Annotated in this window: 11 protein-coding genes and 1 tRNA gene; 6 read left to right on the top strand and 6 right to left on the bottom strand. The window is 64.6% G+C overall.

Annotated elements, in window-relative coordinates; genetic code table 11:
- Positions 1-194: 194 nt before the first annotated feature.
- Complete coding sequence (purE, locus tag ACETII_RS15775) at positions 195-659, top strand: 5-(carboxyamino)imidazole ribonucleotide mutase (RefSeq protein WP_363351350.1); 465 nt, start codon at positions 195-197, stop codon at positions 657-659.
- Positions 660-661: 2 nt separating this feature from the next.
- Positions 662-1,735 carry a 5-(carboxyamino)imidazole ribonucleotide synthase gene (locus ACETII_RS15770; RefSeq protein WP_472786124.1) on the top strand — a complete coding sequence of 358 codons (1,074 nt, stop codon included), beginning with the start codon at positions 662-664 and terminating at the stop codon, positions 1,733-1,735.
- Here the strand turns inward: ACETII_RS15770 and nhaR are convergent.
- Positions 1,732-2,667, bottom strand: coding sequence for a transcriptional activator NhaR (nhaR, locus tag ACETII_RS15765; RefSeq protein ID WP_472786123.1), 936 nt, complete (start codon positions 2,665-2,667; stop codon positions 1,732-1,734). The two genes, ACETII_RS15770 and nhaR, sit on opposite strands and share 4 nt — an antisense overlap.
- A 478-nt stretch (positions 2,668-3,145) precedes the next feature.
- Here nhaR and ACETII_RS15760 point away from each other — a divergent pair, with 478 nt between their 5' ends.
- Genes ACETII_RS15760 through ACETII_RS15750 form a run of 3 tightly spaced genes read left to right on the top strand, consistent with a single transcriptional unit; the run spans position 3,146 to position 7,574 of the window.
- The gene (locus ACETII_RS15760; protein WP_363347546.1) at positions 3,146-4,744 is read left to right on the top strand and encodes an MFS transporter; all 1,599 of its coding nucleotides are present in this window, start codon (positions 3,146-3,148) and stop codon (positions 4,742-4,744) included.
- 11 nt (positions 4,745-4,755) lie between these two features.
- Positions 4,756-6,330, top strand: coding sequence for an efflux transporter outer membrane subunit (locus ACETII_RS15755; RefSeq protein ID WP_472786122.1), 1,575 nt, complete (start codon positions 4,756-4,758; stop codon positions 6,328-6,330).
- A 2-nt stretch (positions 6,331-6,332) separates the two neighbouring features.
- Complete coding sequence (locus ACETII_RS15750) at positions 6,333-7,574, top strand: HlyD family efflux transporter periplasmic adaptor subunit (protein WP_363347542.1); 1,242 nt, start codon at positions 6,333-6,335, stop codon at positions 7,572-7,574.
- Here the strand turns inward: ACETII_RS15750 and ACETII_RS15745 are convergent.
- The 5 genes from ACETII_RS15745 to ACETII_RS15725 all read right to left on the bottom strand — a co-directional run bounded on the left by ACETII_RS15745 (position 7,571) and on the right by ACETII_RS15725 (position 12,347).
- On the bottom strand, positions 7,571-7,726 hold the full coding sequence (locus tag ACETII_RS15745) for a hypothetical protein (RefSeq protein WP_363347540.1): 156 nt from the start codon (positions 7,724-7,726) through the stop codon (positions 7,571-7,573). The genes ACETII_RS15750 and ACETII_RS15745 overlap by 4 nt on opposite strands.
- 262 nt (positions 7,727-7,988) lie before the next feature.
- Entirely contained in the window at positions 7,989-9,998 is a 2,010-nt protein-coding gene (locus ACETII_RS15740; protein WP_472786121.1) for an acetyl-CoA carboxylase biotin carboxylase subunit, read from the bottom strand.
- Between the two features lie 90 nt (positions 9,999-10,088).
- Complete coding sequence (gene clpP / locus ACETII_RS15735) at positions 10,089-10,721, bottom strand: ATP-dependent Clp endopeptidase proteolytic subunit ClpP (protein ID WP_363347536.1); 633 nt, start codon at positions 10,719-10,721, stop codon at positions 10,089-10,091.
- A 109-nt stretch (positions 10,722-10,830) separates the two neighbouring features.
- Complete coding sequence (gene tig, locus ACETII_RS15730; protein WP_363347534.1) at positions 10,831-12,180, bottom strand: trigger factor; 1,350 nt, start codon at positions 12,178-12,180, stop codon at positions 10,831-10,833.
- An 82-nt stretch (positions 12,181-12,262) separates the two neighbouring features.
- Positions 12,263-12,347: transfer RNA gene (locus tag ACETII_RS15725), tRNA-Leu, on the bottom strand.
- Between the two features lie 315 nt (positions 12,348-12,662).
- Here ACETII_RS15725 and ACETII_RS15720 point away from each other — a divergent pair.
- A complete protein-coding gene (locus ACETII_RS15720; protein WP_363347532.1) occupies positions 12,663-13,997 on the top strand; it encodes a multicopper oxidase family protein in 1,335 nt (444 codons plus the stop codon).
- The last annotated feature ends 273 nt before the right edge of the window (positions 13,998-14,270 follow it).

Here is a 14,270-nt window from a genome sequence, read left to right as displayed (position 1 = left end):
CCCTTCCCTCTCTGTCGTTGAAGCGCGCGCCTCCCGATCCCAGTCGGGGGGCGCGTCTGGCTGTTTGCAACCCCTGCCCGATGGGGCTGCGCGGCTATTGCATCCCGCCCCCCCTTCGTCTATGCGGCATGGCTTCCCACGCTCGAGCCGATGGATATCAAGTGGCGAAGCCGAAAACCCCTGTCGCGGTCATTATGGGGTCGCAGTCCGACTGGGCGACCATGCGCCACGCCGTCGAGACGCTGGCCGCGCTCGAGGTCGGCTGCGCGGCGCGGATCGTCTCGGCCCATCGCACGCCCGACCGGCTCGTGGCCTTCGCCAAGGGGGCGGAGTCCGAGGGCTTCGACGTGATCATCGCCGGGGCCGGCGGGGCGGCGCATCTGCCCGGCATGACGGCCTCCATGACCAATCTGCCGGTGCTCGGCGTGCCGATCGAATCCGCCGCGCTCAAGGGGATGGATTCGCTGTTGTCGATCGTGCAGATGCCGGGCGGCGTGCCGGTCGGGACGCTGGCCATCGGCAAAGCGGGGGCGATCAACGCGGCGATCTTGGCCGCGAGCATTCTCGCGCGTTCGGACAAGGCGCTCGCGGCGCGACTCGCGGCCTTTCGCAAGCAACAGACGGAGAGCGTGGCGGAGACGCCGCGCGACGAGGCGTGACCATGCTGAAACCCGGCGCAACCATCGGCATTCTCGGCGGCGGGCAGCTCGCGCGCATGCTGGCGCTGGCCGGCGCGCGGCTGGGGCTGAAGTCACATGTTTTCTCCCCTGTTGCCGACGATCCGGCCTTCGACGTCTGCGCGGCCCATACGAAAGCGGATTTTCTCGACGAGGCGGCCCTCGCCGCTTTCGCCGAGTCGGTCGACGTCGTGACGTACGAGTTCGAGAATGTTCCTGCCCGCACCGCGGAAGTTCTGGAAGCGCATCGGCCCGTGCGACCCAATCCGAAGGTTCTCGCGCTCACCCAGGACCGGCTGATCGAGAAGGAATTCGTGCGCGGGCTGGGCGTCGCGACCGCCGATTTCGCCGATGTGACGGACGCTGAGAGCCTGGCGCGCGCCGTGGCGCGGCTCGGACGGCCCTCGATCCTCAAGACGCGCCGGTTCGGCTATGACGGCAAGGGCCAGACGCAAATCCGCGAGGGGGTCGATCTCGCCGAGGCCTTCGCCGCGCTCGGCGGCGCACCCTGCATTCTCGAAGGCTTCGTGCCTTTCTCCAAGGAGGTTTCGGTCGTGGCCGCGCGCGGGCTAGACGGAGAGTTTCGCGCCTATGACGTCTGCGAGAATGTGCACGAGCGTCATATTCTCGCTGTGACGACCGCGCCCGCCGCGATGAGCGAGGCGACGGCGCGCGCGGCGGTCGAGATGGCCCGGAAGATTGCCGAAGCCGCCGATTACGTTGGCGTCATCGCGGTGGAGATGTTCGTCGTCGCCGACGGGTCCGGGGAGCGGCTCGTCGTCAATGAAATTGCGCCGCGCGTGCATAATTCCGGGCACTGGACGCTCGACGGCGCCGTGACCTCGCAATTCGAGCAGCATATGCGCGCCGTTGCGGGCATGCCGCTCGGCGCCACGACCCGCCATGGGCGGCAGGTGACGATGCAAAATCTCATCGGCGCCGACGTCGACAGATGGGCCGACATTCTCCGCGAAGACGGCGCCTGCCTGCACCTCTATGGCAAGACGGAGTCGCGCCCTGGCCGCAAGATGGGCCATGTCACCCGGGTGAAGCGCTAAGGGGTGACGAGCCAGTCCCGCGCGTTGTCCAATATGGTCGTGATCGCCGGATGATCCACTTTTCGGCGCAGGGTGATCGCGTAGAAACTTTCCGTCACCCCGTCGAGCTCGCCAATATTCACCACGCCATATTGACGCTCGATCGCCTCCGTGACGGCGACGGGCGCGACGAAAAGCCCTGCGCCGGCTGCGGCGAACGTTTTCAACAACGCGCTGTCCTCGATCTCCGCCCGTACTGCGGGCGCAATGCGCCTCTGCTCGAACCACAGATCGAGCGACCGGCGCAGCGCCGTGGCAGGCGTCGGGAACAGGAAAGGCGCGCCCTCGAGCGAATTCGGGAAGTTTTCGCAATATCGGGCGGCAAGCTGCGGCGCGGAGAAGACGGCCACGCCGCACTCCCCGAGCAAATGATTGAAGACGCGCCCGCCGATTGCGGTGGTCGCCGGCGTGTCGGCCAGCACGAGATCGACGCCATGCAGCGTGAGTTCCGCGAGCAGCCGCTCGACCTTGTCCTCATGGCAAACAATTTGAGTCTGCTGCTCCTGGTTGAGCGCCGGCTCGATCAAGCGATAGACGATGAGTTTTGGCAGCGCATCGGCGATGCCGACGCTCAATCTCATGCCCATGGCCCCGGCATGGCCCTTCAGCGTATTGGTGAGTTCGCGCCCTAAAGCGAAAATTTCATCCGCATAGTGATAGACCGTGCGGCCTTTTTCGGTAAGCGTCAGTTTGCGGCCTTCCTTTCGCAGGAGCTGCGCGCCGATCGCGTCCTCGAAGACCGCGAGCTGGCCACTGATCGTCGGCTGCGCCAGTCGCAACTTCTCGCTGGCCCGCGTCACGCTGCCTTCGCGAGCCACGTTCCAGAAGTAGAAGAGATGCTGGTAATTGAGCCGGTCCATGCTGAGCCCATCGGAAATACCTATGCTTTGCACAGAAATATTCTATTTTTAAAATAGCGCAACGTCTGGATAATAAAATTTGCTTTGCCTCCCGACCCCCACACTGGCAAATGACGGGACGGGAAGCGTCGAGAGGTCCGAGAGCTGCATGTATCCTGTATCGCCCAGCAGGCGAAAGTGGTCTCGCGTCTCATCAATCCGCCGACGCTTCCCGGTTCTTCGCGCCGCCTGCGGCGTCTCCTGCGCGCGTGGCGCATCCGTAAAACCTCTCGATCATATTTGTTCTGGCTATTTCCCCTCGGCAAAGCCTCTCTCTATGTTCGGGAAAGTCGCACGGAATTTACGTTGAACGCATGGCCCAGACGCTTGTCCCGAAGTCACTCTCTGGCCTGACATTCCGCGCGCTTCGCCTTTGGGAGGAGACGAAGCCGGCCGAGCAATCCAGCGCTATGTCGTCGGGCGGGGGCCGCTTTGCTGCGCCTGAGACGGTGCGCAGGCTTTCAGCGGCGCCATGACGGCCTCATTCGACCGGCTGACCGGCGGCAGGCTTCTGCTGCTCCTCCTCGCGCTCGGCGTGGGATATGTCGACGTCTTGTCCAATGTCTCGGGCCACAGCGTCCTCACCCCCTATTCGGCGGGCTCGCTCGAGGGCGTAACGCCGAGTTACGCCGCCTGGGGAACGACCTTCTACCTCATCGGCGTCGCGCTCGGCGTGCCGTTGGCGCGCATCCTCTCGGGCCGTTACGGCGACTATCGCGTTCTCACTCTTGGCTATCTCGGCTACGCGATCACCTCGCTGATCTGCGTCTCGAGCTTTTCGGTCTTCATGTATGCGCCGACGCGTTTCGTCTTTGGCGTCTTCGGCGGCTTCCTCGCCGTCGTCAGCCAGGCGGCGGCGCTCGGCGAACTGCCCGAGAAGCAATACCGGATCGGCCTCGGCTATTGGGCCGCGCTCGGCATTCTGCCCTATACGCTCGCCGTTTTTCTGGGTGGCTTCTGGGCCGAATATTTTTCCTGGCGCTGGCTCTTTTACGCCAATGCGACAATCGGCTTTCTGATCTCGGCCACTGTCGGCGCGCTGCTCTATGGCCGCAGCTACGAGCGCAAGATCGTGCGTTTCGACGCCGTCGGCTTTGCGCTGCTCGCCGTCATATTGATCTGCGTGCAGATGATCTTCAGTCTGGGCAACGACTTCGACTGGCTCGACTCGTCGCTTTTGTCGGCGGACGCTATTCTCGTCGCCGTCGCAATTCCGGCTTTCGTCGTCTGGGAATGGGGCGAGCGTCATCCGATCATCGACGTGCGCCTGTTCGCGCGGTCGAGTTACGCCATGGGAGTGCTTTCGGGCTTCTTCGGCTTCCTGACCATTCAGGGGCTGATGTCGCTTCTTTCCGTACAGATGCAGATCCTGCTCGGCTACACATCGTCGATCGCCGGCCACGTCTATCTGACCATGATGATCGCCGGCCTGCCGCTGGCGGCGGTCATGTATGAAATCTCCAAGAAGATCGACGTTCGGCTCGTCATTTGCCTCATGTGCATGTGTTCATCGGTGGTGTTGACCTGGCTCGGCCTCTTCGACAAGCACGCCTCGTTCGACGCGCTGGTCATCCCGGTCATTTTCCTCGGCTTTTGCGTCGCCGCGCTCTCAGCCCCGACGTCGACGCTCGCGACCTATGGGCTCACCGGCAAGACCTACAAACGCGCCGCCGAGGAGTTTCTGCTGTTTCGCCTCGTCGGCGGCGCCATCGGCATCGCCTTTCAAAGCGTGGTTTATTTTCGCCGCACGCCATGGCATCAACTCAATTTGTCGGAATATCTCGGCGGCCGGCGTTACGCGTCTCTGGACACGCTCTCCGCCCTGACCCAACAATTACAGTCGCTGGGCATGTCCGAATCGGTCGCCCGCCGGCAGATTGCGCGATTGATCCGCCAGCAGGCGGGCATTCTCGCCTTAAACGACGCCTTCCTTCTCGGCGCCTGTATCATGTTCCTGTTGGGCGTCCTGGTCTGGTTCGCCCGGCTCAAAAAGGAGCCTTCGGCCTATGCCGCGCAAGCGACGGCCAAAACGAAGATCGAGAGCAGAGCGGCCGTGACGGCGGACCACTGATGCGCGCGCGCATGCGACTTTATCAACCACGACGCCCGTTGGCGCGGCGCGGGGCCCTTGCCGCCGCGCCGCTGGCGCTCGCGCTCGCCGGCTGCATGCCGACCGCCCAGGACCAGCGCGCGGAATTCATGGAGGTCCCCTCCATGAGCCGCACCATCGCGGCCTCCGGCGTGAAAAGCGTCAGCAGCGAAAAAGGCTGGCCCGGCCAGCAGTGGTGGCGGGCCTTCCGCAGCGCGGACCTCGACCGCATCATGGAAAAGGCGCTCATCGACAATCAGAACCTGCGCAAAGCCGCCGACACGCTCAAAGAGGCCGAGGCCGCCGTCGACATCGCGAGTTCGCGTTTAACGCCCTATGTCGAGGCCGATCTCACCTACAAGCAATATCGCTACGCCGAGCGCGGCGTCGCGGCCGGGCTCAATCCCCGCCAGGGCGGGCTCGAGAAATCGGCGGCTTTCCTCAACCCCATTTCGGCGAAATGGGAGCTGGATTTCTGGGGCAAGAACCGCGCCTTGCTCGACGCCGCCATCGGCGACGCGCTGGCGCAGGCGGGCGAATTGGAGCAGACCCGGCTGCTGCTCACGACGAGCGTCGCGCGGGCCTATCTGCGTGGATTCGTGCTCGCCGAACAGCTCAAGCTCGCAAATGAGCTGACCGGCCTGCGGCGCGAACTGCGCCAGCTCGCCGAGACGCGCTACGCGACCGGCATCGAGGCGCTCGACTTCGTCCAGATCGCCCGCAGCAACGAGGAAGCCGCGGTGCGGCGCGAAGCGGCGCTGACAGCGGCCATTTCCATTCAGGAGAACGCCCTCGCCCGGCTGATGGGCGAAGGCCCGGACGTCGCGCGCGGCCTCTTCGAGGCCAGGAAGAAGGTCGCCCCGGTGCAGCCGGCGCTGCCCCAGCGTCTGCCGATCGAGCTTCTTGCGCATCGCCCGGATCTGATGGCGGCGCTGCGGCGTGCAGAGGCCTGGGCCGATCGCATTCATGCGGCCAAGGCGCTGTTTCTGCCCTCAATCGACCTTTCCGTGTCCGCGGGGCTCGAAGCCTCGGTCACGTCGACCCAATTCGCCAAGCTCGGCGGCTACCTCTTTAACCCGGGCGCCATGGTCTACAGCGTCACGCCCGGCCTGCATCTGCCGATCTTCCAGGGCGGCAAGCTGACCGGAAATCTCGAAGTGCAGCGGGCGGATTACGATCAGGCCGTGGACACCTATAACGAGACGCTTCTGACGGCCGCGCAGCAGGTCGCCGACGCGCTGGTCAATCTCAAACGCTTCAAATCCGAATACGAGTCGCAGTCGCGGTTCATCAAGGCCCGTCGCGCCGAAGTCGAGCTGGCGCGCATCAGGCTGCGCGACGGGCTGCGCGACCGGCGCGAATATGTGCAGGAATACGCCGACATGCTCGACGCCGTCTTTATCCAGCGCGGCCTCGAGGGCGACAAATTCGTCTCGACGGTGGACCTTTTCCAGGCGCTCGGCGGCGGCTATGACGCGGGACCGCAGGCCTATGAGCCCAGACCCGCGCCGGAGACCGATCCGATCACACCGGTCGTCGACGCCGTGCAATCGCTCGGGGGAGGCTGAATTTGGCTTCAGAAGAGACAGACGCGCCGCGGGCGATTGGAAGCGCCCCGCCCCTGTCGCGCAAGACCATCCGCGCACGGCGCGCTTTCCTGCTCAAGGCGCTGGCCGTCGGCGTCGGCATCGGGGTTTTGGTCACGGCCTTTCGCTGGTTCACTTATGACCGCGACTGGGTGACGACCGACAACGCCTTCGTCTCCGGCAACATCATTCCCGTGCAGGCGGACGCGACGGGCGTCGTCGCCAAGGTGCTCGCGGAGGAGACGCAGCTCGTCAAGAAAGGCGACGTGCTGATCCAGCTCGACGCCCAACGTGCGCGGGCCGCGCTAGGCCAAGCCGAGGCCGAGCTTGCCCGCGCGGTGCGCAATGTCGGCGCGCTCTACGCCAACCGCCGTCAGGTCTGTCAGAAGATCGGCGCGCGCGCCGCGGTCCGCGAGCGGACGCGCCACGATCTCGCGCGGTATCGCAAGGCCGCGACGAGCGGCGCCGCTTCGGGACAAATTCTGCAGAACACCGAGGATACGCTCGCTGCGCAAGAAGCGGATCTGCGCGAGGCGCGCGCCGAATATCAGGCGATCGAATCGCGCGTCGGCGGGGTAGAGCTCGTCAAACACCCGGACATCGAACTCGCCAAGGCGCGCTTCAATGACGCCTATATTGAATATCTGCGCCAAAACATTCGCGCTCCGGCGACGGGTTATGTCGCCAAGCGGCGCGTGCAGGTCGGCCAGCGCGTGCGCCCCGGCGACCAGATCATGAATATCGTGCCGCTCGACCACCTCTGGGTCGAAGCCAATCTGTGGGAAAACCGCATGGAGCGGATTCGCCCCGGCCAGCCAGCGCTGATCAAGGTCGATCTCTACGGATCGAGCGCGCTGTTCCATGGCACGGTCGAGGGTCTCGTGCCCGGCTCGGGCAGCGTCTTCGCGACCCTGCCCCCGGACAACGCCACCGGCAATTTCATCCGCATCGTGCAGCGGGTGCCGGTGCGCATCGCCATCGATCCCGAGGAGTTGAAGAAAACCCCATTGCGGCCGGGGCTTTCGACGGTCACCTCGATTAATGTGAGCGCCGAACCCAAGACGATGAACGAGTCCATCGTGAAGACGGCCGCCGGCGAATATGCAACCGAAGTCTTCGACAAGGACCTCGAAGAGGCGCGCGCGCGCGCGCAAAAGATCGTGCGGGAAAATCTCGTCGGCGGGGCAAACGCCGGCGACGGCGCATGCGCGGCGGCGGCGGATTAATCCGCAGCCCTGCCGCTTCTCGGCTCGGTTTCGGCGACAACGTCACGCGGCGACGCCGGCTGCTTGCTCGGACCGCCGAGGCTGGTCACGAAGCCGAGCGCCAGGAAGCAAATCCAAAATGCGATCGGCACGATCTTCGAAAAAGGAACCACATCGCCCCCCTGTCAATTTTTTTGTCCACTAATCTTATAGACTAAAAAGAATGTCTTTGAAAGGCGCCCGCAACCGTCCGGGCGGCCGACCGGGCGGAAGCCTCGGGGGGTCTGCGCCGGTGACTGTCCGGTATATGGCGCGTTCATTTCAACGGTTCGCGTCGCGTGGATGACGCTCGCCCCGCTGACGGAATCGGTGATGGACCGCTGACAAATCGCAACAGACGCCCTCGTGCTTCGAGACGCCTGCCGCGCAGCCGCCTCAGGCGAATTCCATGATCACCGCGTCGACGGCGAGACTGTCGCCCGGCTTGGCGAGAATCTTCTTGATGGTCACGTCGCGCTCGGCGCGCAGCACGTTCTCCATCTTCATCGCCTCGACCATGCAAAGCGCCTCGCCCGCCTTGACCTCCTGCCCTTCCGTTACATCCACGGTCTTGACCAGACCCGGCATGGGGCAAAGCAGATGCTTGGACGCGCCGGCGTCCTTTTTCTTGGGCATGAGCGCGGCAAGCTCCGCCTCGCGCTGCGTATAGACGCGGGCCGGAACGCTGACGCCCTGATGAGACAGTTCGTAGCCGTTGAGGATCGCCCGCGCCTGCACATAGACCGTGTGGCCGTCGACGTCGCCGACGAACAGCTCGTGGCCCGGCCGCCACTGCGACGAAATACGATGGGCGCGACTGTCGCCGTCGGCGAAGCGAACGACGAGGGCCTCGCCCTGCTCCTCGAGCTGCACGTCGAAGCGGGCCTCGCCCAACATGCAGACGCGGTCACGGGTAAATTCGACCGGCCGGCCGTTCATCAGCTGGCCGCTGATCTGACGCTTGCGCGCGTTGCCGATGTGATCCATCAGCGTCGCCACGGCGGCGAGCGTCCAGGCGACGTCGCCGATCGGGGCCGGCGCGGAGAAGCCCTCGGGATATTCCTCGGCGATGAAGCCCGTCGACAGATTTCCAGAGCGCCAGCGCGCGCTCTGCATCAGCGACGACAGGAACGGAATATTGTGGCGGATGCCGTCGATCACGAAACGATCGAGCGCGTCGGCCTGTGCCACGATGGCGCGCAGACGATCCGGCGCGTGAGTCACGAGCTTTGCGATCATCGGATCGTAATGGATCGAAATCTCGCGGCCCTCGGTGACGCCGGTGTCATTGCGCACCGTGATTCCGCCGTCCTTGCGCTCTTCCGGCGGGCGATACTTCACCAGTCGGCCGATCGAGGGCAGGAAGTTGCGCGTCGGGTCTTCGGCGTAAATGCGGCTCTCCACCGCCCAGCCGTTGATCTTGACGTTCTCCTGCTTGATCTGCAGCGGCTCTCCGGCCGCGACGCGGATCATCTGCTCGACGAGGTCGATACCGGTGATGAGCTCAGTGACCGGATGCTCCACCTGCAGGCGGGTGTTCATCTCGAGGAAGTAGAAGCTCTTGTCCTGGCCCGCGACGAATTCGACCGTGCCGGCAGAGTCGTAATCCACCGCCTTGGCGAGCGCGACGGCCTGGGCGCCCATTTCGGCGCGGGTCGCTTCGTCGAGCAGCGGCGACGGCGCTTCTTCAATAACTTTCTGGTTGCGGCGCTGAATCGAGCATTCACGCTCATTCAAGTGAATGACGTTGCCGTGCTTGTCGCCGAGCACCTGGATTTCGATGTGGCGCGGATTGACGATGAATTTCTCGACGAAGACTCGGTCGTCGCCGAAGGAGGACGCCGCCTCGGAGCGGGCGCGCGTGAAGCCCTCGACGACCTCGGCGTCGTTGAAGGCGATGCGCATGCCCTTGCCGCCGCCGCCGGCGGAGGCCTTCAGCATCACCGGATAGCCGATGTCCTTGGCGATCCGCACCGCTTCTTCGGGCGTTTCGATGACGCCGAGATAGCCCGGCACGACGCTCACCTTGGCGGCGGAGGCGAATTTCTTCGATTCGATCTTGTCGCCCATCGCCTCGATGGCGCGCGGATTGGGGCCGATAAAGACGATCCCCGCCTCTTTCAGCGCATTGGCGAAAGCCGCGCGCTCGGAGAGAAAGCCATAGCCCGGATGAACCGCCTCGGCGCCGGTCTGTTTGCAAGCGGCGACGATCTTGTCGATCAGGAGATAGGACTGCGCGGCGGGCGGGGGGCCGAGATGGATCGCCTCGTCCGCCATTTCGACGTGGAGCGAGTCAGCGTCGGCGTCCGAATAGACGGCGACCGTGGCGATGCCCATCTTCTTCGCGGTCTTGATGATGCGGCAGGCGATTTCGCCACGGTTGGCGATCAAAATTTTGCGAAACATGCGAGCCCCAATTGCCCTTTCGATCCTCGGACGCTCCGGCGCGGCGGCTATTCTGATCGATAGCGGTTCCGCGCCTCTCCCTTTTGAATTTTACTTGGCTTCTGTCTCGCTCTCGGCGCGCTTCTCCTGCACGCTGTCGACAATGCCGAACGCCTTGGCCTCCTCCGCCGACATGAAATGATCGCGGTCGAGCGTGCGCTCGATCAGGTCATAATCCTTGCCGGTGTGGCGGACGTAGATGTCGTTCAACCGCTTCTTGACCTTGAGGATGTCCTCCGCGTGGCGCTGAATGTCGGAGGCCTGGCCCTGAAAGCCGCCCGACGGCTGATGCAGCATCACGCGGGCGTTCGGCAACGCGAAGCGCAGCCCCGCCTCGCCGGCGCAGAGCAGCAGCGAGCCCATCGACGCCGCCTGCCCGACGCAGAGCGTCGAAACCTTGGGCTTGATGAACTGCATCGTATCGTAGATGGCGAGGCCCGCCGTCACCACGCCGCCCGGCGAGTTGATGTAGAGCGAGATTTCCTTCTTCGGATTTTCCGATTCCAGGAACAAGAGCTGCGCGATGATCACCGAAGCCATATGGTCTTCGACCGGCCCGGTAAGAAAGATGATCCGCTCGCGCAGAAGACGCGAATAGATGTCGAACCCGCGCTCGCCTCGCGACGTGTTTTCGATCACCTGGGGAATGAGATACTGGTTGTAGACCTCGATCGGATCACGCATCGCATCGCCTTCCTAAGACCGCCGCACGGCCTTGCCGGCGGAGGCCGCCCCCCGCCGTCCATATCATTGTCCCGTCATATGCCGGAGCGCGACGGGACGCAAACGAAGCTTACGCTTCATCCTCTTCCTTGAAGAGCTCGTCCTTGGTCACGGGCTTGTCCGTGATCTTGATCAGCTTGGAGATGTGATCGACGACGCGCTCTTCATAGATCGGCGCGCGCAGCTGAGCGAGCGCCTGCTCGTTGTTGCGGTAGAAATCCCAGACCTGCTTTTCCTGGCCCGGGAACATTCGGGCGCGCTCGACCAGCGCCTCGGTCAGATCCTTGTCCTCGACCTTCACGCCGGCGTTCTGGCCGATTTCAGCAAGAACGAGGCCAAGGCGCACGCGACGCTCGGCGATCTTGCGGAACTCGGCGCGCGTCTCTTCTTCGGTCTTGCCTTCCTCAGCGAGCGGCTGGCCGCTGCGGCGGGCCTCGGCCTCATGCTGCTGCCAGATATTGTTGAACTCCTGCTCGACGAGCGTTTCGGGCAGTTCGAAAGAATAACGGCCGTCGAGCGCGTCCAGCAGGGCGCGCTTCAGGCGGTCGCGCGAGACCTTGTGGAAGTCCGCTTCGAGATTGCCCTTCACGGCGGTTTTCATCGCCTCGAAATTCTCGAAGCCGTATTTCTTGGCCAGGTCCTCGCCGATCTCCATCGCCTTCGGCGCGGCGACGCCCTTGACCGTCACGTCGAACTCCGCGTCCTTGCCGGCGAGATGGGCGGCCGAATAGTCGTCGGGGAACTTGACCTTGACGAGCCGCTGGTCGCCGACGCCGGCGCCCTCGAGCTGCTCCTCGAAACCGGGGATAAAAGTGCCGGAGCCGAGCACGATGTCGATGTCGCCGCCCGTGCCCCCTTCGAAGGGCACGCCGTCGAGCCTGCCGGTGAAGTCGATCGTGAGCTTGTCGCCCTTTTCGGCCTTGGAGCCTTCGGCGCGCGGCTCGAACTCCTGAACCCGGTCCGCGAGATTCTTGAGAGCGGCGTCAACGTCGTCATCGCCGACCTCGGCGACGGGGCGCTCGAGCGCAATGTCGTCGAGCGCGCCGACTTCGAACTTCGGCAGGGTCTCGAAGGTGACGGTGAAGGCGAAATCGCCCTCGGCCGCCAGCGCGCGCTCCACCTCGTCCTGTCCGCCGGGGAAATCGAGCTTGGGTTCGACCGCGATTCGCAGCCCGTTATCCTCGACGATCTTGCGGTTGGCCTCGTTGACCGCCTCCTGCAGCACCTCGCCCATGATGCTCTTGCCATAGAGCTTCTTGAGATGGCCGATCGGCGCTTTGCCGGGACGGAAGCCCTTGATCTGGGCCTTGGCCTGCACCTCGGCGAGTTGCGCCCCGAGCTTGGCCGCGAGGTCCGCCGCCGGCAGCACGACCTTGAATTCCTGCTTCAAACCCTGCGAGGAGGTTTGCGTCACTTGCATTGTCGATCGCCTTCTACAACTTCAATGCCGCCGGCGCGCGCCCGGGCGGTTATGTCGATAATTTCCGCGAAACTGCGGCCTTTGGTGCGGGCGGAGGGAGTCGAACCCCCACGACTTTCGTCACCGGAACCTAAATCCGGCGCGTCTACCAGTTCCGCCACGCCCGCGAGAGCGGCCCCATTCGGACCCGCCGCGAAACCCGAACGCCCGCGAGCGCGGGCGCCGCTCTATAGCATGGTCGGCGCAGGATGCTCGAAAAAAATACGAGGCGTTTCGGGGTCTGGCCGCTAAAGTCCGCGCTGGCCGACCGGCGCGGCGCGGAAGCGGGGCGAAGCTGAATTCCGGACGACGAACACGCAAGCGATTCTCGGTTTGCCGGGCAAGCGGAGGCTGGCCTGCGTGCTCCTGGAAGCGCGGTTAGGTTGCCCCCTCTCATTTCGTCGGTCATAGGGAAATCCCGCCAAGATACGGAAGAACCGCCCATGCCCTCGCTCGATCGCCGCGCCTTCCTCTCCGGCGCCGCCGCCACCGTCCTGGCGCTCCCGGCCGGGGCCACGGCGCCGCTCGGCCCCCGGGCGCTCGAGGCGCGGCCGGGAATGGCGGCGCTGGCGCCAGCCGGGGAGACCGACATTCTCGGCTTCGACGGCGTCTCGCCCGGGCCCGTGCTCCGCTACAAGCAGGGACAGGAGCTGAACGTCCACTTCGTCAACAAGCTCGATCTCCCCGCCTCGATCCACTGGCACGGCCTGCGCGGGGAGAACGCCATGGATGGCGTCGCCCCCCTGACTCAGCCCGCCGTTGCGCCGGGCGGCTCCTTCGACTACCGGCGCAAGCTTACGGAGCCCGGCCTCTTCTGCTACCGGCCGAGCGTCTACGGCAAGACGCCCGAATTGATGGGCCGCGGCCTCAAGGGCCTGTTGATCGTCGACGAGCCGGAGCCCCTGCCCGCCGACCATGACCTGCTGCTCGTCCTCGACGACTGGCGGCTCGACGCCAAGGGGAAGATCGAAGGGGCCTTCGGCGATGCGGCGGCGGCGCAGGGCGCGGGGCGCATCGGCCCGCTCCTCGCCGTCAACGGCAAGGCGGCGCCGGCGACCTACGACTTTCCAGCCAATTCCCGCGTGCGGCTGCGCCTCGCCAATCTCGCCAACGCCCGCATCATGATTTTGACCTTCGATGGGGTGCAGCCCTTCGTCGTCGCGATCGACAGCCAGCCGTGCGACGCTTTCGAGCCGGTGCGCCGAAGCATTCCGGTCGCGCCCGGCGCGCGCTTCGAACTCATCTTCGACATGCCGCCGACGGAAGGCGCCAAGGCGCGCGTCATGTTGCGCGGCGGGGGCGGCGCGGACAGCGACTTGCTCGTGGCGACGGCCAAGGGAGCCAAGGCCGAGCGGCGCGGCCTCATTTATTCCTTGCCGCAAAATCCGACGCTGCCGCCGGAAATCAAGCTCAACAACGCCAAGAAGGTCGACCTCGCCATCGACGTCGGCGCCGGCGGCTGGACGATCAACGGCGCCGCAACCAAGGGCTACGAAGGGCCGCCGCTGTTCCGGGTGAAACCCGGAACGCCCGTCACACTCGGCTATGTCAACAAATCCAAGGTTCCGCTCGCAATGCATGTGCACGGGCATGCGATGCGGCTTCTTCACGATCTCGACGACGGCTGGGAGCCGTACTGGCGCAACGGCGTCATCATTCCCGCAGGAAAGACGAAGCATGTCTCCTTCATCGCCGACGCCCCAGGCAAATGGGCGATCCACGACGACATATTGGAGCATGAAGCCGCGGGACTCGCGACCTGGTTCGACGTCGGCTGACGCCGTGGTTTGGTGTGGCGAAAGCCCGACTTGACCTTTACATTAAGGCTTCGCGTTGGTCCACTGGGCGAAATGTCTGCTGCGGGGCTTTGCGTTGCGTATAAGAACCCGCCGCCGCTTTTACCCTTTTGGCGCATTCGTGTGTGGCTGAAGGTCGCAAGACAGGCGCCCTTGAATTGATATATGCTAACCACAAGCTGCTAATCAGGCGGCTCCCCGCCCGCCCGGGCAAGGGGTCGTCCTGCGGTTCGTCCCGTGGCGACGATCACGTAA

The organism is Methylocystis sp. NC52PC (genome assembly GCF_055698645.1).
Note: the sequence above shows the minus strand (reverse complement) of the source record. Positions and strands in the feature narration are given on the sequence as shown.